Source organism: Bordetella genomosp. 5, assembly GCF_002261315.1.
GTDB lineage: Bacteria > Pseudomonadota > Gammaproteobacteria > Burkholderiales > Burkholderiaceae_B > Bordetella.
Genome location: NZ_NEVP01000015.1, coordinates 45,246 through 62,386, shown reverse-complemented (window position 1 = coordinate 62,386; position 17,141 = coordinate 45,246). Strand labels below are relative to the sequence as shown.

Here is a 17,141-nt window from a genome sequence, read left to right as displayed (position 1 = left end):
CCGGCGGGGCCGGCGACGCTGATCAGGAAAAGGGCCGGCTCAGAAGCGGTAATGCGCGCTCAGCTCCACGCGCCGTCCCGTGCCCAGCAACCATTGATCCTGGTTGTAGTAGGCCGTTTCGGCATACTGGCGGTCGAACACGTTGTAGGCGCGCACGGCCAGCGTCAGATCCTGGCGCGCGTCCCACTGCAGGGCCAGGTTGGTGGTGGTGTAACCCGCCATCTCGAGCGTGTTGGCCGCGTTGGCGTAGCGGGCGCCCACGTAGCGCACGCCCGCGCTCGCGGTCCATTGCGGGGCGAACTTCCAGCTCAGCCAGAGGTTGGCCAGCCGCTCCGGCACGTCGGTCGGCACATTGCCGTCGCGCGAGACCGTGCGGCCGCCGGACGACTCCGAATACTCGTCGTACTGCGCTTGCAGAATCGTGGCGTTGGCATCCAGGCGCAGGGTCGGTGTCAGCGCCACGCCCAGCGATGCCTCGATGCCCCGGCTCGACTGCTGGCCGACCTGGATGCGCAACGCGGGATTGTCAGGATCGCGCGCGAGCAGGTTCTTCTTGCGGATGTGATAGGCCGCCAGCGTCCATTCGCCGCGCGCGTCCCAGAACGTCTGCTTGATGCCGACCTCGACCTGACGCCCGGTGGCGAGGTCGAAGCCCTGGTTCGCGGGCGACAGCAGCAGCAGGGCGCCGACCGGGTCGGCGGCCTCGGCGTACTGCGCATAGAGCGCGGTGGTGGGCGTGATGTCATAGACGGTGCCGACGCGCCAGCCCACGTTGTCGAAGCGCGTGCGGTAGGCCGTGTTGCCCGCGACGAGATTGCGCTGTTCCAGCTCGATATGGTCGTAGCGCAGGCCGCCCAGCACCGACCAGTTGGGCGTGAGCGCGAGCCGGTCTTCGGCGTACAGGGCCAGTTGCCGCGCCGTGTTGCGATAGCGCGGCGTGGTGCCCGCAAGATTCATGAACCGGCCGTGGTCCACATCGTAGGGATCGACCAGCGAGGCGCCGCCGTACGGCGAGTTGTTGGTGTGCTTGAGACTGGCGCGATTGAGTTCGAGCCCCACCGCGAACTGGTTGCGCAGGCCGAGCAACGAGCCCTTGAAGACCGCGTCGGTCACGGTTCCGACCTGCTCCTGGTCATGCAGGATGTTCGAGTAGCCGCTGCGCTCGATCAGGCCCGTGGCCGGCTGCCAGGCGTATTCCTCGGCGTTGCGCCAGTCGCGCCGGCTGCCCTGGTAGTAGACGCGGTTGCGCACCAGCACGCTGTCGTTGGGCGTCCATTCCGTGCGCAGTTCGCTGCGGTTGTCGCGGTAGATGATCGTGGCGTCCGCCACGTTGTAGTTCTGGTGCCGCAGACCATAGTCCATCGTGCCGTCGACGAGCGGCGTGCCGAAGTAACGTGTCGGCTCCTGCCAGCCCAGCACCTGCGTGAACGTGACGTTCAGATCCGGATTCACATCCAGGCGCAGCGCGGCCGACAGCGCGGCATTGCGCGCGCCGCCCAGGCTCATGTCGGCATGCGTGTGTTCGGCGCTCGCATCGATGCGATACGACCAGCGGTCGTCCAGCGCGCCCCCCGAGCCGATGCCCACACGCTGCGTGTCGTGCGTGCCGAAGGTCGTCTCGACTTCGTTTTCGATCGGGCCGCGGGTGGGTTTCTTGGGCACCACGTTCACCACGCCGCCGATCGCGCCTTCGCCGTAAATCACCGACGCCGGGCCGCGCAGCACCTCGATCCGTTCCACCGCCCAGGGCGAGGCGACCAGCGTCTGGCCCACGCCGCCGTATTGGCGCAGTCCGTCGTAGAGCTGGGCCACGGAGTTGGTGTCGCTGAAACCGCGCGACGACAGCGCGGCGCCGCCATTGCCGGGGTGGCGCATCGTGCTCAGGCCGGGCGCCTGGCTGATGGCGTCGCCGATGGTGCGCGGCGCGCGTTCGCGCAATTGCCGGGACGTGATGATGTCCACGCTGGCCGGCGTTTCGAACGGCGTGAGGTCGAGCAGCGAGCCGGTCGCGGTCGTGTCGAGCAGGGAAGGGCGATCCGCGTCAGCGGCCACGGTGATGCCGGGCAGGGTGGCGACGGAGGGTTCAGTGGATTGGGCGAAGCCGGCCGTGGGCGTCAGCGCGAGGGTAACGAGCGTGGGCGGCAGGCAGGCGTGCCATGCGCGCATGCGCCGCGGCAGGACGAGCGTCCTGGCGTGCAAGGAAGTCATGAGGATCTCTCGGTCTGGAAAAGGCGGTGCCGCCGCGAGGGCGGGCCAAGTCGGACTAGACGAGAGAGGAGGGCGGGGCGCGGGCCCCGAGCGGGGCGCCGGTGAAGGTGTAGTGCGTGCGCGCCGGCGGAGCGCGCGCGCTGAACGGGAAACTGTGGGCGCTGCTGACCGGTGTGAGTGCCGGCAGCGAGGGAGGCATCGGCACGGCGGCGACCGCGGCGCCGACCGGGCAGGCCGCGGCCTGCGCGGCGTGCCGTTCGTCGGCCTGCTGATGCGTGGACTCGGGCGCCTGCACGAAGATGCGGCCGGTGGCCGAGCACAGCTCGATCAGGTTGGCGCCCACATGCGTGCCGGGCATGTAGCCGGGCGGCACCAGGGCCTTGAGCGCGAACAGCACCAACGCCAGCCACAGCGTGGCGACGTAGCGGGCAGACCGGTGCGGGCGCGTCGAAGTCATGAGGCCGGATTGTAGGCGAGCGCTATGCGTGTGCCAAACCGGAACGCGACGCGCTCAGGCGGCGCGGGCGGGCTGGTAGCCGAGTTCGCGGCTCGCGGCGCGCGCCTCGGCGAGCAGGGCGATGGCGATCGGGCCTTGCGCGGCCGCGTCGAAACCGCCCGTCGTGCCCAGCGCCGTCAGCGCGCCGCAGACCTGGCCTGCATGATTGAAGATCGGTGCGCTGATCGCACTGATGCCCTTCAGGTTGGTGTCGATCACGATGGAGCAGCCGGCGGCGCGCACCTCGCGCTGCAAGGCGCCGAGCGGGTCGTGGGCATCGAGCGCGGCCCGCGACGCCGCGTCGGCGCCGTCGAGCTCTTCCAGGGCCAGGCGGCGCACCTGCGCGTCGTCCTGCAGACCCAGGAACACCCGGCCGGTGGCCGACCACAGCAGGGACATGACCGAGCCGACGCGCACGTTCACCGTCACCGGCAGCCCGGGTTCTTCGAAGCGCACGATCGTCGGGCCCTTGTTGCCCATGACCGCGATGAAGCACGTCACGCCCAGCTGCTCGCGCAGGCGGACCAGCGCGGGCTCGGCCACGCGGATCGGATCGGCCTGCCGCATCGCCGCCAGGCCGATGTAGAGCGCTTCGAGGCCGAGGCGGTAATGCCCGGAGCCGCTGTCCTGCACCACGATGCCCGCTTCGATCATGCTGACCAGATAGCGATGGACCTTGGAAGGCTGTTCGTCCACTTCGGTCGCCAGCGCCGTGAGGCTCGCCCGGCCGCCCAGCCGGGCGAGCGCCTTGAGCACGGCCATGCCGGTTTCGGCGGCCTGCACACGTTGGCGGCGTTCGCGCGGGCGCGCGGCGGAATCGGAGGGGGCTGCGGTCTGCGTCATGGCGGGGATTCTACGTGGTGGACCGGGGCCGATCCGCCGGTATTGTGCGATTACGCAATGCGTATATACTTTACGCAAAATCAAAAAGTCGTGCTTTTCGCCACGTCACCGGAGACAAACCGTGCGTTCCTATCGTTCGCAGTTCCCTCGCTTTGCCGGCCTTCTGGCCAGCGCCGTCCTGGCCTCGTTCTGTGTGGGCGGCGCCGCGCGCGCGGCCGACGCCAGCGCCCCGTATCCCAACAAGCCGATCCGCTGGGTCGTGCCGTACGCGGCGGGCGGCGGTTCGGATTTCCTCGCCCGCACCGTGGGCCAGGGCCTGTCCGCCCGCATCGGCCAGACCGTGGTGGTCGACAACAAGCCGGGCGGCAACACCGCCATCGGCGCCTCCGAGACGGCGCGCTCGCAGCCCGACGGCTACACCATGGTGTCCGCCGATAACGGCACGCTGGTCTTCAACCCCGCGCTGTACAAGACGCTGTCGTACGACCCGGTCAAGGATCTCGCGCCGGTCACGCTGATGGGCCGCTTCCCGATGATTCTGGTGGTCGGGCCGACCGTCGAGGCCAAGACCGTGGCCGAGTTCGTCGCGATGGCGAAGGCGCGCCCGTCGGGTCTGGACTACGGCTCGGCCGGCGCCGGCAGCCCCCATCACCTCGCGATGGAGCTCTTCAAGACCGAGACGGGGCTGAACCTCGTGCACGTGCCCTATCGCGGCGCGGCGCCTGCCCTGGCCGACGTGGCCGGCGGACAGATCCCGGCCATGATGGTCGACCTGGCCGCGGGTGCCGGCTTCATCAAGGCGGGCAAGGTGCGCGCGCTCGCCGTCGCGCACGGCCAGCGTCTGCCGCAGTTGCCCGACGTGCCGACCTTCGGCGAAGCGGGACTGCCCAAGGTCCAGGCCGCCGCCTTGGTCGGCGTGTCGGTGCCGGGCGCCACGCCGCCGGCCGTGATCGCCAAGCTCAATCAGCAACTGGTTGCCACCCTCAACGATCCCGCCATCCGCGGCAAGCTGGTCGACTTCGGCATCGAGCCGGTCGCCAATTCGCCGCAGGAATACGCCGCTCTGCTCACCGCCGAGCGCACGCGCTGGAACAAGCTGATCGCGGATCTCGGCATCAAGCTCGACTGATCGCGTCAGCGACGCCCTCGTATCTGGCGGACGTGGCGCTGTCCCGGCCCGTCCGCCCGCAGCAAAGGAGACCGCCATGAATTCCGTCCGCCCGCCCGCCGCCTCCGGCTGTCCGGTCGATCACCGGGCCCTGTCCGCGGCAGGCTGTCCGGTGAGCGCCCGCGCCGCCGCCTTCGATCCTTTCGAAGATGGCTACCAGCAGGATCCGCCCGATTACGTGCGCTGGTCGCGCGAGGAAGAACCGGTGTTCTTCAGCCCGCGGCTCGGTTATTGGGTGGTGACGCGTTACGACGACATCAAGGCGATCTTCCGCGACAACCTCACGTTCAGCCCCGCCATCGCGCTCGAGAAGATCACGCCCACGGGCCCCGAGGCCAACGCCGTGCTCGCCTCGTACGGCTATGCGATGAACCGCACGCTCGTCAACGAAGACGAGCCGGCCCATATGCCGCGCCGGCGCGCACTGATGGCGCCCTTCACGCCCGAGGAGCTCAAGCATCACGAGCCCATGGTGCGCAAGCTCACGCGCGAGTACGTCGATCGCTTCATCGACGATGGCCGCGCCGATCTGGTCGATCAGATGCTCTGGGAAGTGCCGCTCACGGTGGCGCTGCATTTCCTGGGGGTGCCTGAAGAAGACATGGACCTGCTGCGCAAGTACTCGATCGCGCATACGGTGAACACCTGGGGCCGGCCCAAGCCCGAAGAGCAGGTCGAAGTGGCGCATGCCGTGGGCAACTTCTGGCAGCTGGCCGGCCGCATCCTCGACAAGATGCGCGCCAACCCCGACCAGCCCGGTTGGATGCAGTACGGCATCCGCAAGCAGCGCGAGCTGCCCGATGTGGTCACCGACTCTTATCTGCACTCGATGATGATGGCCGGCATCGTGGCCGCGCACGAGACCACGGCCAATGCCAGCGCCAACGCCATCAAACTGTTGTTGCAGCATCCGCAAGCCTGGCGCGAGATCTGCGACGACCCCAGCCTCATCCCCAACGCCGTCGAGGAATGTCTGCGCCACAACGGATCGGTGGCCGCCTGGCGCCGCGTCGCCACGCGCGACACGGCGGTGGGGGGCGTGCCGATTCCCGAAGGCGCCAAGCTGCTGATCGTGACCTCGTCGGCCAACCACGACGAACGCCATTTCGCCGATGCCGATCTTTTCGACATCCGGCGCGAGAACGCGAGCGATCAACTCACCTTCGGCTACGGATCGCATCAGTGCATGGGCAAGAACCTCGCGCGCATGGAGATGCAGATCTTTCTCGAGGAGCTGACGCGGCGGCTGCCGCACATGACGCTGGCGCAGCAGGATTTCACCTATGTGGCCAACACCTCGTTCCGCGGCCCCGAGCATCTGTGGGTCGAGTGGGACCCCGCGCAAAACCCGGAACGCAGCGCGCCCGCGTTACTCGACACCCAGGTGCCGGTGCGCATCGGCGAGCCGTCCACGCGGCACATCAGCCGCACCCTGATCGTGCAGGCGGCGCGCCGCGTGAGCGACGACATACTCCATCTGCGTCTCGCCGCGCCCGATGGCGCGCCGCTGCCGCGGTGGACGCCGGGCGCGCATCTGGACGTCGCGTGCGGCGACACGGGGCTGTCGCGCCAGTATTCGTTGTGTGGCGATCCGGCCGAACGCGATATCTACGAGATCGCGGTATTGCGCGATCCCGAGAGCCGGGGCGGTTCGCACTGGATGCACGCGCATGCCGGGGTCGGCGCGCGGCTGCGGGTGCGTGGGCCTCGCAATCATTTCCGCTTCGACGAAGACGCCGAGCACGTGGTGCTCGTGGCGGGCGGGATCGGCATCACGCCGATCGCGGCCATGGCACGCCGCGCCCGCGAGCTGGGCATGTCGTACGAGCTGCACTACAGCGGATCGAGCCGTGCCCGCATGGCCCTGCTCGACACGCTGCAGGCGCTGCATGGCGATCGTCTGCATGTGTATGCGCGAGACGAAGGCGCGCGCCAGGACTTCGCCGCGCGTCATGCCCGGCCGCGACCGGGCGTGCGCATCTACGCCTGCGGCCCGCAACGCATGCTCGACGGCCTGGCACAGGCCACCGCGCACTGGCCCGAGGGCACGCTGAGCGTGGAGCATTTCCAGTCCACCCTGGGCGTGCTCGACCCGGCGCGCGAACACGCCTTCGAGGTCGAGCTCAAGGACTCGGGTCTCACGCTGACCGTGCCGGCCGACCAGACACTGCTGGCTGCGCTGCGCGGCGCCAACATCGACGTGCAGAGCGACTGCGAAGAAGGCCTGTGCGGCTCCTGCGAGGTGCGGGTGATCGCGGGCGAGGTGGATCATCGTGACGTGGTGCTCACCCCGGCCGAGCGGGCGGCGGGCGGCAAGATGATGACCTGCTGCTCACGGGCGAAGCAGGGCCGGCTCGTGCTGGAGCTTTGATTCGAGGGCTCTCCCGGGCTTGTCCGGGCGAACGCCGCTGACTATCCTCGGGATTCCGAGCTTCCGCCGGGCCGGCCCGCCCCTGGGTCATGGCCGCGTCACGGCGGGGGCGCACGCTTTGCATCCCGCCTCCATCAGCCTGTAGCCCACCTATGACTCAACCTGTACGCGGCCGCCGCGGCATCGCCGTCGCGCCCCATGCGCTCGCCTCCCAATCCGCCCTGGCCGTGCTGCGCGAAGGCGGCAACGCCGTCGAAGCGATGGTGGCGGCTGCCGCCACCATCGCCGTCGTCTATCCCCACATGAATGGCCTGGGCGGCGACAACTTCTGGCTCATCCATGAGCCGGGCGGCGCGCAGGAGGTCATCGGTATCGACGCCTGTGGCGCCGCGGCCGCCGGCGTGCGCCGCGAATCCTATGCCGGCAACGCGATTCCGTTTCGTGGCGGCAGTGCCGCGCTCACGGTCGCCGGCGCGGTGTCGGGGTGGGACGAAGCGCTCGCCGTGAGCCGCGAACGACTGGGTGGTCGGTTGCCGCTGTCGCGATTGCTCGCGGACGCGATCGACTACGCCCGTCATGGCGTGCCGGTCACGCGCAGTCAGGCGCGCAACACCGAAACCAAGCGCGCCGAGCTCGAAGCCTTGCCCGGCTTTGCGTCGGTGTTTCTGCCGCGCGGCGCGGCGCCCGCGCCCGGCAGCCTGTTTTTCCAGCCGCGCATGGCCGATACGCTCGATCATCTGGCCCGCGCCGGCCTCGATGATTTCTATCGCGGCGATCTGGGCCAGCGCATGGCCGAGGAGCTCGCGGCGAGCGGCTCGCCGCTGGTGCGCGCCGACCTGCAGGCCCATCGCGCGCTGCGCCGCGATCCGTTGATGCTGCAGCATCGTCATGGGCGCGTATACAACATGCCGCCGCCTACGCAGGGCCTGGTCTCGCTGATCATCCTGGGCCTGCTGGACCGGCTCGACATCGATCGCCACGACCCCCTGTCGGCCGATTATGTGCACGCCGCCGCCGAATCCGTGAAGCAGGCGTTCGCGGTGCGCGACCGTCACATTACCGATCCGGCCCATATGCGGGTGCAGGCCGAATCCTTCCTCGAACCGGCCGCGCTCGACGCCATGGCCGCGCGCATTTCGATGTCGCGCGCCGCCCCGTGGGGCGCGGGCAAGGGGCCGGCCGATACGGTCTGGCTCGGTGTCATCGATGGCCAGGGGCGCGCGGTCTCGCTCATCCAGAGCATCTATCACGAGTTCGGATCGGGAGTCGTGCTGCCGTCCAGCGGCATCGCGTGGCAGAACCGCGGCGCATCGTTCTCGCTCGACCCGACGCACATCAATGCGCTGGCACCGGGCAAGAAGCCGTTCCACACGCTCAATCCTGGCCTGGCGCTGCTGCACGACGGCCGCACCATGGTCTACGGCAATATGGGCGGCGACGGCCAGCCGCAAAGCCAGTCCGCCATTTTCACGCGCAGTGTGGTCTACGGAATGGATCCTCAGGCCGCGGTCGAAGCGCCGCGCTGGCTGCTGGGCCGCACGTGGGGGCAGACCTCCGATACCCTCAAGCTCGAAGGCCGCTTTCCGCCGGCCACCGTGCAGGCGCTGCGCGACCGTGGACACGACGTCGAGGTGTACGGCGATTTCGACGAAACCTTCGGCCATGCGGGCTGCCTGTTCCGCGCGGCGGGTGGCGCCATGGAAGGCGGCTTCGACCCGCGCTCCGATGGCGCGGTCGCGGCATTCTGAGTCGCGTCAGGCCGCGCGCACGCTGACCCAATACGGCGTGCGATAGCGCACTTCCACCGGAAGCAGGCCGGGCAGGGCGCGCAGGATCGCGTCGGTATCGGCCAGATCGAAATCGCCGGCGATGCGCAGCTCGGCGGCGTCGGCCGCGCATTGCACGACGCCCGGCCGATGGCGATCGAGATCGCTCAGGAAGTCGGCCAGGCGTGCGCCCCGCGCTTGCAGGCGGCCGTCGCGCCATGCGCTCGCGGCCGGATCGGCGGGCGCCGGCGCAGCCACCGTGGTCGCCGTAAAGCGCGTGTGCATGCCGGTGGCCAGCCCGCGCGCCACGGTGGCGTTGCGCACCGGCGTGACGATCAGGTCCGCGCTCAGGGCGGTCACGTCGCTCTGCCCATCGTGCTGCCGCACCATGAAATGCGAACCCTGCACGGTGCCGTGGTCCGTGATCACCATGAAAGGGCGCGCATCGCGCGTGGCCGTGCCGGCCCGCACCAGCACTTCTCCGGACAGCAGGTAGATTTCGCGCCGATGCGCGCCGTATTCGATATCGATGGCGGTATCGGTGTTGAGCAGCACGCTGCCGCCGTCGGGCAGGGCCACGCTGCGGCGCTGGCCCACGTCGGTGAGCGCATCCGCCGTCCAGGATTCCCAGGGTTCGGCATGCCAGGTGGCCGCCAGCAGCGGCGTGCCCACGAGCAGCGCGCCCAGGCCCTGCAGCATCTGCCTGCGTGTGGGCATGGCGCGCGCCCGGGTGAGGCGTTGCGCCGCGCCCGGCGCGATCAGCCCGGTCGCCACGCCGAGCTGTTCGGCCTCGCGCCATGCCTGCCGATGCGCGCGATCCGCGCCCAGCCAGCGCCGAAAAGCGTCGCGCTCGGCATCGGTGAGCGGTCCGCTTTGCAGCATCACGAGCCAGCGTGCGGCCTGTTCGCGGGGAGTGGGCGCCGGCGGGCGGCGGGCAGGATCTGCCATGAAACGACGCGGACCGCGCGGGCCCGCCTTGATGTGAAAACGAGTCTCATTGTAGCGGGACCACGCGCCGCGCTACTTGTACGCGGCGAGCAGCAGGTGGCTCTCCGAATTCGTCACGCCCTCGATCGCACGCACTTCGCGCAAGACGCGATCGAACGCCACCAGATCGGCGGCGTGGAACTGCACGACGAGATCCCAGCGGCCGTTGGTGGAATGCACGTGCACGGATTCGGGAATGCGCCGCAGGCCCGCGATCACGCCGTCGGTGGCGCCGCCATGCACCTCGATCAGCGTGACGGCATGCACGCCATCATCCTCGCCGTCATTGCGCAGCCTTACGGTGTAGCCGGAGATCACGCCGCTGCGCTCCAGCCGGTTCATGCGGTTCTGCACGGTGCCGCGCGACACATGCAGGCGCTGCGCGAGCGCGGCGGTGGGCAGGCGGGCGTCGCTGCGCAGCAGCGCGAGCAGCCGGCGATCGAGGGAATCGAGAGAATCTGACATAGTGCTCAAAGTGGCCGTGCAAAATGATCAATCAGCTACGCATTATTGCCAGCTTACTGTCTATCCGCTAGCGCCGCCTTTGCCTACCATGGCTGCATGGCGCGGCGTCGGGCGCCGCTGCGTCGGGCGCCGCTGCGTCGGGCGCCGCTGCGTCGGGCGCCGACTACCCGAGCTGCAGGGCTGCCGGGCACCGCGCAGCCCCCGCGCGATCCCAAAACCTTCCGGAGACAATGATGGACACGCAAATCCGAGCGCAGACGGACGACAGCCCGGGCGCAGACCCCGGTGCCGACCGTGCCGCGGTGCACCGCGATCACATCGAGGCGACGCTGGGCGCGCACAACTATCACCCGCTGGATGTGGTGCTGGCGCGCGGTGAAGGCGTGTGGCTCTACGACACCGAAGGCCGGCGCTATCTCGACTGCCTGTCCGCCTATTCGGCCGTCAACCAGGGGCATTGCCATCCGCGCATCCTGGCCGCCCTGACGCAACAGGCCCAACAGCTCACGCTGACCTCGCGCGCGTTTCGCCACGATCAGTTGGCCCCGCTCTACGAGGACCTGGCGCGCCTGACCGGTGCGCACAAAGTGCTGCCCATGAACAGCGGCGCCGAAGCGGTCGAGACGGCACTGAAGGCCGTGCGCAAATGGGGTTACGAGGTCAAGGGTGTGCCCGCGGGGCAGGCCGAGATCATCGTGTGCGCCGACAATTTTCATGGCCGCACGCTCGGCATCGTGAGCTTCTCCACCGACCCCGATGCGCGCGGCGGCTATGCGCCGTTCGCGCCGGGGTTTCGCGTGGTGCCCTTCGGCGACGCCGATGCGCTGGCCGCGGCCATCACGCCCGACACGGTGGCGTTTCTGGTCGAGCCGATCCAGGGCGAGGCGGGCGTGATCATTCCGCCGTCCGGCTATTTCCAGCGCGTGCGCGAGCTGTGCTCGGCGCACGACGTGGTCCTGATTCTCGACGAGATCCAGACCGGCCTGGGCCGCACGGGCGCCATGCTCGCCGAAGAGCACGAAGGCATCGAGGCCGACGTGACCTTGATCGGCAAGGCGCTCTCCGGCGGCTTCTATCCCGTGTCGGCGGTGCTGTCGAACGAAAGCGTGCTGGGCGTGTTCCAGCCCGGCCAGCACGGCAGCACCTTTGGCGGCAATCCGCTGGCCTGCGCCGTGGCGCGGGCGGCGCTCGCCGTGCTGCACGACGAGGGCATGATCGCCAACGCGCGCACGCAGGGTGCGTATTTCCTGGAACGCCTGGCGGCGCTGCGCGGACCCGTGCGGCAGGCCCGCGGTCGGGGCCTCATGCTCGCGCTCGAGCTCGAGCCGGATGCGCCGAGCGCGCGCCATTATTGCGAGCGCCTGGCGGCACGCGGCATGCTGGTCAAGGACACGCACGGCCAGACGCTGCGCCTGTCGCCACCCTTGATTGTCACGCGTGAGCAGATAGACTGGGCTTGCGACCAACTGCAAGCCGTGCTCGATGCGCACTGAGGTTCTTGTTAAGGAGGTATCCCGCCCATGAGTCTTCCCCCCAACGAAGTGAGCCTGATCGGCGCACCCACCGACATCGGCGCGGGTGCGCGCGGCGCGTCCATGGGGCCGGAGGCCTTGCGCGTGGCACGGCTGGCCGATCTGCTGGCCGGCCGCGGCCTGACCGTGCACGATTGCGGCAATCTGTCCGGCCCGGCCAACCCGTGGCAGCGTCCCGCCGATGGCTATCGCCATCTGGACGAAGTCACCGCCTGGAATCAGGCCGTGCATGATGCGGTGCACGCCCAGTTGCGCGCCGGTCGCCTGCCCATCCTGCTCGGCGGCGATCACTCCCTGGTGATCGGGTCGGTCAGCGCCGTGGCGCGTCATTGCCGCGAGGCCGGCCGCCCGCTGCGCGTGCTGTGGCTCGACGCGCATGCCGATTTCAATACCAACACGCTCACCCCTTCGGGCAACGTGCATGGCATGCCCGTCGCCTGCCTGTGCGGGCGCGGGCCCGCGCCGCTTACGCGCATGAGCGGGCACACGCCGGCGATCGAGCCGTCCTGGGTGCGCCAGATCGGCATCCGCAGCGTCGACGAAGGCGAGCGCCATCTGATCCACGAGGCCGGGCTCGAAGTCTTCGATATGCGTCACATCGACGAGGCCGGCATGCGGGCCACGATGGAGCAGGCGCTGTACGGTCTCTCGCCCGACACGCACCTGCATGTCAGCTTCGACGTGGATTTCCTGGATCCCGACGTGGCACCCGGCGTCGGCACCACCGTGCCTGGCGGTCCCACCTACCGCGAGGCGCAACTCTGCATGGAGATGATCGCCGACACGGGCCTGATGGCCTCGCTCGATATCGTGGAGCTCAATCCGGCGCTCGACGTGCGCAACAAGACCGCGACCATCGCGGTCGATCTGGTCGAGAGCCTGTTCGGCAAGTCCACGCTGATCCGGCCACGCGGCTGAAGCCGCCCGTGTGCGGGGCGCGCGGTGCCTCGGCGAGGCACCGCTGTCGCGGGACGACCGCGTCTAGCGGTCGTCCCAGCCCTGAAAGTCGTCGGCGACGTCGGCGGCAAACATATATCCCCAGCCGTGTACGGCCCGGATCGGCAGCGCCATCTGGTTATGAGCGGCCTTGCGCCGCAGCCGGCTGATCATCACGTCGACAAACCGGCTGCGCTGCGCGCCGCCGTCTCCGGTGTTGGACAGATCGTCGGTCAGCAGGGCATCGCGGCTGATCTTGCGTTCCGGCGCCGCCATCAGGCGCGACAGGAATTCACGCTCGCCAGTCGTCAGCCCCAGGGACCGGCCGGTCGGGCTCACGAGCGTCCAGCCCTGATTGGCAAGCCGCCACTTGCTCGAACCGAGCGGGCCTTCCGTCATGAACTCATCGCGTTCGGGCTGCGGCGCGGCGTCGAACTCCGTGCCGCGTTGATCGAGCCCCTCCGCCGCCCATTGGCCGCCCGCGGTGCTGGTGATGCGGCGCAGCAGCGACTGCAGCACCGCCGCGAGCTCGAGCCCGCTCACGTCCTCGTTGAGGCAGGCGTCCGCCCCACACAGCAGTGTGCGCACACGGCTCTCGCTGTCGGCAAACGGCGCCAGCGCGATGATGCCCACCGTGCGGTCCATGGCACGCAGACGCACCGCCGCGATGTGAATGTCGGCGAGCGGCGCGCTCAGGATCACGAGGGGACAGGGTTGCCTGGCAAAGTGATCGTACAGCTCGACGAGCTCGGTGCAGGCGAGCACCTTGAAGCCGAGATGCGAGAGGTTATCGAGCTGCTGCTTATGCGTGGCATCGTCTTTGACGAGAAAGATGACATCCAGCGTACTGTTCATTAATTCGTCCGAATCTGCTTAGGGTCGCGACTCGTCAGGGCAGCCACGCGCCGAGGCCGGTCATGCCTGCGGGGGCGCCATGGCGGACGCATCTTGGGCGTCCCGCTGCCTGGCTGCGCGCCGCACGTTGCCGAGCCTGCCCGGCGGCGTGATATCGGCCATGGCGGCTGGCCATGCCTCGCGCCCGCGCCGGCCACTCTTCGGTCAGGCGCGTGTTCCCCTTTGGCTGTCCAGATCGACGTCGGACTGGCGCCGGACCGGGCGGACAAGGTCCGCGCGGGGGGCGCTTTTTGCAGAAAAGGCCGCACACGAATGCTCGGTGCGTTGCTCAAATTCTGCAAAAGTCACGGTCGTGTTTCATTTAAACACGCTTGTGATTCTTTGTGAATATACGTTTCTTGTTTAACTGAACTGTTACTTTTGACCGGCCGCCCTATCTTGTTTTACTCCGGGCGGAAACGGGCCGGTACTTGAGTAAATACGATGGTCTTTCCGATACAGTATTTTCAATATTCGCCCGATTACAGCGCCGGCTTTGCGCGATTTGCTTACATGATGGTAGCGCTGTCGTATCCGAGCCTTGCGGCGCGCTTGTAATCACGATAGCGGTTCAATCCGGGGCAGTTGAATGAAAATGCTCGAGTCTTCAGCGGAGTACGGAAAGCCGGGTCCGTGTAACAAAAAATGTGGATTTAGCTTGGAAATCCACCTTAATCCCCGTATTTGGCCCGGCGGCACCGATGCTTTAATCCGTTCCACAAATTGGAAATCAGATTCGGGTCTATCGAGTGGATACTTTCGGCCATCGTCTGCGGAGTGCGCGCATGCTTCAGGGGTGGACACAAAAGGATCTCGCCACGGCCAGCAAACTCTCGCAGAGCGCGATCGGCAACTACGAAAGCGGCCTGAGGTTGCGTCCCACCGGCGAGGCCCTGATCAAACTCACGCGCGCCCTGCGGGTCGCTCCGCTGTGGCTGGCCGCGGGAGAGGGGCCCATGCTGGCCTTCGATCCCGACACCGTGGCGTCGATGCTGGGCCACGCGGCGCCCGGCCACGGGCGCGCAGCGTGCGCGCCGCGCGGGGATTGGCCGTTCGTCTCCGTGCCTTATGCGGCATACGACGCACTGAGCATCCACGAGAAACGCCAGCTCGAACGGGTGCTGGCTGCTTACATTAGTGCACGAGTGCGCTGATCGCGGGGGTCGCGGCACGGCAAATGCTCCGGTTACAGTAGAACCGTTTCATTTCTGGAGGCTGGTCATGTCCCGTTCCCGTTCCTCGTTGGTAAATCTCTGCACGGCAACGCTGCTTATTGCGGCGCTTGCAGGATGCGCGTCGCAGCAGACCGGACAGGCGCGTCCCGAGGGGGCTGCCGCGGTCAACGCCACCACCAGCGCGGATTCTTTTGCACAGACATCCTGGGAACTGACGCGCTGGACCCAGCCCGATCGCAGCCTGCGCGACATCCCGCATGGGGATAATGGCGAGCCCATCAAACTCACCTTCCTGGCTCAGGGCAAGAATTATCGGGTCGAGGGCTTCTCGGGCTGCAACCGTTATATGGGCAGCTACAAGCTCGAGTCGGGCCGCCTCACCATCACCGCGCCGGCGGCCACGCGCATGGCGTGCGCGGATCCGAGCCGCGCCGCGCTCGAAACCGATTATCTGAAAGCGCTGACCAATATCCGTTCATTCTCGCTGGACGCCGGCGGTGCACCGCGCCATCTGACATTTACGCTCGCGTCCGGTGCCGTGCTGGATTTCGAACGCCGTCAGGATCCGCCGACCCCCTGATAAGCCGCGCGCGGTTTATTTAAAATGGGCGCCGGAGCGCGGCATGGCCGCGCCCACCAGTCACTGCCGCGCGGCGCACGCCGCGGGCTTTTATTTTCCAGACGGAGCGCCCCGTGCCTGCCTTTTTCTTCCTGCGTCGCTTCGGCCTGTTGGCCCTGCTGCTGAGTCTGAGCGCCTGCGCCAGTGCACCGCGCGGCGGTGCCGCGTTCGATCCCACCCGGTCTTCCGACATATTGGCCCAGACCAGCTGGGAGCTGGCCCGCTGGACGCGGCCAGGCGGCGCGTTGCGGCCGGTGCCGCATGGCCATGATGGCGCCCGTCCGCTGACCCTGGAGTTCACGCATCAGCAAGGGCGTCCGGTCCTGTCGGGGTTTGCCGGCTGCAATCGCTACTCCGGGGAATACGTAGTGGCCAACGGGGCCCTGATCATTCCGCATCCGCCGGTGTCGACCCGGATGGCCTGCACGTCCGCCGACACGGCCCGCCTGGAGCAGGACTTTCTCGCCGGCCTGACCCGCATCACCGCCAGCAAGCTCAACGACGACACGCGCCCCGCGCGTCTCACCTTGATGCTGGCGTCGGGCGATGTGCTCGATTTCGCGCGTAAAGCCGATCCGCTTGCCGGCGGCCAGCCGGGACCGACCAAGCTCGTCTACGTGGCCTCGCAGCGCGTGCCGTGCAGCGCGGGGGCGGGGCGGGCCATGTGCTACCAGGTGCGCGATAATCCGTCCCAGCCTTGGCAGCTCTGGTATGGCGAGATCGTCGGCTTCGATTTTCAGCCCGGGGTCGAATACCGTCTGCGCGTCGTCGAAGTGCGCGACCCCAATCCCCCCGCCGACGCGTCCGCGCTGCGTTGGGTGCTCGACCTGGTGGTCGAGCAGCGCGTGATCACCCGCTAGCCTTTTCTCTTTTGCCCGCCGTGCGCGGGCGCTCCGAATCCAATGTCCGTCCTCAATATTGCCGCTTATAAGTTCGTCACCATCGACGATCCGGAGGCGCTGCGCGCGTCGTTGCGTGAACTGACCGCGGCCCTGTCGCTCAAGGGTACTATCCTGCTCGCGCAGGAAGGGATCAATCTGTTTCTGGCGGGAGCCGCGTCCGATATCGAGGCGTTTCTCGAAAGCCTGCGGCGCGATGCGCGGTTCGCCGATCTCGAAGTCAAGTTCAGCGAATCGGAGTCGGTGCCGTTCGGCAAGATGCTGGTGAAGGTCAAGCGCGAGATCATCCGCATGAACCATCCCGCGATCCGCCCCGAAGCCGGCCGCGCGCCGGCCGTCGAAGCGCACACGCTGGCGCGCTGGCTCGAGCGCGGCACCGACGATGAGGGGCGTCCGGTGGTGATGCTGGACACGCGCAATGCGTTCGAGGTCGATGTGGGCACCTTCGCGAACGCGATCGACTGGCGCATCGACCGGTTCACGCAGTTTCCGGCGGCCGTGCAGGCCCACCGCGCCGAACTCGAAGGCAAGACCATCGTGAGCTTTTGCACGGGCGGCATCCGCTGCGAGAAAGCGGCGATCTACATGAACGAGCTCGGCATCGAGCACGTCTATCAGCTCGAGGGCGGCATCCTCAAGTACTTCGAAGAGACCGGCGGGCCAGGCTTCGAGGGCAACTGCTTCGTGTTCGACGAGCGCGTGTCGCTCGACCCCGCGCTGGCGCCGGAGCAGGCGGCCAAGGCCTGAGTCACGCCGAGCGCCCAAACAAAAAGCCGTCCGGT

Annotated in this window: 15 protein-coding genes; 9 read left to right on the top strand and 6 right to left on the bottom strand. The window is 68.1% G+C overall.

The genetic code is table 11. The features are described 5' to 3' along the window. Window positions 1–39 precede the first annotated feature (39 nt). The 3 genes from CAL25_RS22340 to CAL25_RS22330 are packed head-to-tail and all read right to left on the bottom strand — an operon-like array spanning window position 40 to window position 3,547. On the bottom strand, window positions 40–2,208 hold the full coding sequence (locus CAL25_RS22340; RefSeq protein WP_094804159.1) for a TonB-dependent receptor: 2,169 nt from the start codon (window positions 2,206–2,208) through the stop codon (window positions 40–42). A 55-nt stretch (window positions 2,209–2,263) separates the two neighbouring features. Next, the gene (locus tag CAL25_RS22335) at window positions 2,264–2,665 is read right to left on the bottom strand and encodes a DUF2946 family protein (protein WP_094804157.1); all 402 of its coding nucleotides are present in this window, start codon (window positions 2,663–2,665) and stop codon (window positions 2,264–2,266) included. A gap of 54 nt (window positions 2,666–2,719) precedes the next feature. After that, complete coding sequence (locus CAL25_RS22330; RefSeq protein ID WP_249279203.1) at window positions 2,720–3,547, bottom strand: IclR family transcriptional regulator; 828 nt, start codon at window positions 3,545–3,547, stop codon at window positions 2,720–2,722. Between the two features lie 121 nt (window positions 3,548–3,668). Here CAL25_RS22330 and CAL25_RS22325 point away from each other — a divergent pair, with 121 nt between their 5' ends. The 3 genes from CAL25_RS22325 to CAL25_RS22315 all read left to right on the top strand — a co-directional run bounded on the left by CAL25_RS22325 (window position 3,669) and on the right by CAL25_RS22315 (window position 8,834). Beyond that, window positions 3,669–4,676 (top strand): Bug family tripartite tricarboxylate transporter substrate binding protein, encoded by a 1,008-nt coding sequence (locus tag CAL25_RS22325; RefSeq protein ID WP_432759265.1) that lies wholly within the window; start codon window positions 3,669–3,671, stop codon window positions 4,674–4,676. A gap of 76 nt (window positions 4,677–4,752) precedes the next feature. Beyond that, a complete protein-coding gene (locus CAL25_RS22320; protein ID WP_094804153.1) occupies window positions 4,753–7,086 on the top strand; it encodes a cytochrome P450/oxidoreductase in 2,334 nt (777 codons plus the stop codon). A 152-nt stretch (window positions 7,087–7,238) separates the two neighbouring features. Then, window positions 7,239–8,834, top strand: coding sequence for a gamma-glutamyltransferase family protein (locus CAL25_RS22315; protein WP_094804151.1), 1,596 nt, complete (start codon window positions 7,239–7,241; stop codon window positions 8,832–8,834). A 6-nt stretch (window positions 8,835–8,840) separates the two neighbouring features. Here CAL25_RS22315 and CAL25_RS22310 read toward each other — a convergent pair whose 3' ends face one another. Continuing rightward, window positions 8,841–9,800: a DUF4880 domain-containing protein gene (locus CAL25_RS22310; RefSeq protein ID WP_094804150.1), complete on the bottom strand. Its 960-nt coding sequence runs from the start codon at window positions 9,798–9,800 to the stop codon at window positions 8,841–8,843. Window positions 9,801–9,872: 72 nt separating this feature from the next. After that, window positions 9,873–10,304, bottom strand: a complete 432-nt coding sequence (locus tag CAL25_RS22305) for an Lrp/AsnC family transcriptional regulator (RefSeq protein WP_094804148.1) — start codon at window positions 10,302–10,304, stop codon at window positions 9,873–9,875. A 233-nt stretch (window positions 10,305–10,537) separates the two neighbouring features. Here CAL25_RS22305 and rocD point away from each other — a divergent pair, with 233 nt between their 5' ends. Both rocD and rocF read left to right on the top strand, forming a co-directional pair. Further along, on the top strand, window positions 10,538–11,797 hold the full coding sequence (rocD, locus tag CAL25_RS22300; RefSeq protein WP_094804147.1) for an ornithine--oxo-acid transaminase: 1,260 nt from the start codon (window positions 10,538–10,540) through the stop codon (window positions 11,795–11,797). A gap of 27 nt (window positions 11,798–11,824) precedes the next feature. Beyond that, entirely contained in the window at window positions 11,825–12,754 is a 930-nt protein-coding gene (gene rocF / locus CAL25_RS22295) for an arginase (protein ID WP_094804145.1), read from the top strand. A 63-nt stretch (window positions 12,755–12,817) separates the two neighbouring features. Here the strand turns inward: rocF and CAL25_RS22290 are convergent, their stop codons facing one another. Next, window positions 12,818–13,627 carry a response regulator transcription factor gene (locus CAL25_RS22290; protein ID WP_094804144.1) on the bottom strand — a complete coding sequence of 270 codons (810 nt, stop codon included), beginning with the start codon at window positions 13,625–13,627 and terminating at the stop codon, window positions 12,818–12,820. An 824-nt stretch (window positions 13,628–14,451) separates the two neighbouring features. On the opposite strand from CAL25_RS22290, the gene CAL25_RS22285 reads away from it, so the two are divergent. The 4 genes from CAL25_RS22285 to CAL25_RS22270 all read left to right on the top strand — a co-directional run bounded on the left by CAL25_RS22285 (window position 14,452) and on the right by CAL25_RS22270 (window position 17,106). Further along, on the top strand, window positions 14,452–14,820 hold the full coding sequence (locus CAL25_RS22285; RefSeq protein ID WP_094804142.1) for a transcriptional regulator: 369 nt from the start codon (window positions 14,452–14,454) through the stop codon (window positions 14,818–14,820). A gap of 67 nt (window positions 14,821–14,887) precedes the next feature. Next, entirely contained in the window at window positions 14,888–15,421 is a 534-nt protein-coding gene (locus CAL25_RS22280) for an META domain-containing protein (protein ID WP_094804140.1), read from the top strand. A gap of 113 nt (window positions 15,422–15,534) precedes the next feature. Continuing rightward, on the top strand, window positions 15,535–16,320 hold the full coding sequence (locus CAL25_RS22275) for an META and DUF4377 domain-containing protein (RefSeq protein WP_094804138.1): 786 nt from the start codon (window positions 15,535–15,537) through the stop codon (window positions 16,318–16,320). A 42-nt stretch (window positions 16,321–16,362) separates the two neighbouring features. Further along, on the top strand, window positions 16,363–17,106 hold the full coding sequence (locus CAL25_RS22270; RefSeq protein ID WP_094804136.1) for a sulfurtransferase: 744 nt from the start codon (window positions 16,363–16,365) through the stop codon (window positions 17,104–17,106). The last annotated feature ends 35 nt before the right edge of the window (window positions 17,107–17,141 follow it).

What these genes read in the sequence shown, in the direction of transcription:
- CAL25_RS22290 (WP_094804144.1), bottom strand. Translation starts at nt 13,627, where the DNA reads ATGAACAGTACGCTGGATGTCATCTTTCTCGTCAAAGACGATGCCACG.
- CAL25_RS22270 (WP_094804136.1), top strand. Translation starts at nt 16,363, where the DNA reads ATGTCCGTCCTCAATATTGCCGCTTATAAGTTCGTCACCATCGACGAT.
- CAL25_RS22305 (WP_094804148.1), bottom strand. Translation starts at nt 10,304, where the DNA reads ATGTCAGATTCTCTCGATTCCCTCGATCGCCGGCTGCTCGCGCTGCTG.
- CAL25_RS22280 (WP_094804140.1), top strand. Translation starts at nt 14,888, where the DNA reads ATGTCCCGTTCCCGTTCCTCGTTGGTAAATCTCTGCACGGCAACGCTG.
- CAL25_RS22330 (WP_249279203.1), bottom strand. Translation starts at nt 3,547, where the DNA reads ATGACGCAGACCGCAGCCCCCTCCGATTCCGCCGCGCGCCCGCGCGAA.
- rocF (WP_094804145.1), top strand. Translation starts at nt 11,825, where the DNA reads ATGAGTCTTCCCCCCAACGAAGTGAGCCTGATCGGCGCACCCACCGAC.
- CAL25_RS22285 (WP_094804142.1), top strand. Translation starts at nt 14,452, where the DNA reads ATGCTTCAGGGGTGGACACAAAAGGATCTCGCCACGGCCAGCAAACTC.
- CAL25_RS22315 (WP_094804151.1), top strand. Translation starts at nt 7,239, where the DNA reads ATGACTCAACCTGTACGCGGCCGCCGCGGCATCGCCGTCGCGCCCCAT.
- CAL25_RS22340 (WP_094804159.1), bottom strand. Translation starts at nt 2,208, where the DNA reads ATGACTTCCTTGCACGCCAGGACGCTCGTCCTGCCGCGGCGCATGCGC.
- CAL25_RS22335 (WP_094804157.1), bottom strand. Translation starts at nt 2,665, where the DNA reads ATGACTTCGACGCGCCCGCACCGGTCTGCCCGCTACGTCGCCACGCTG.
- rocD (WP_094804147.1), top strand. Translation starts at nt 10,538, where the DNA reads ATGGACACGCAAATCCGAGCGCAGACGGACGACAGCCCGGGCGCAGAC.
- CAL25_RS22320 (WP_094804153.1), top strand. Translation starts at nt 4,753, where the DNA reads ATGAATTCCGTCCGCCCGCCCGCCGCCTCCGGCTGTCCGGTCGATCAC.
- CAL25_RS22310 (WP_094804150.1), bottom strand. Translation starts at nt 9,800, where the DNA reads ATGGCAGATCCTGCCCGCCGCCCGCCGGCGCCCACTCCCCGCGAACAG.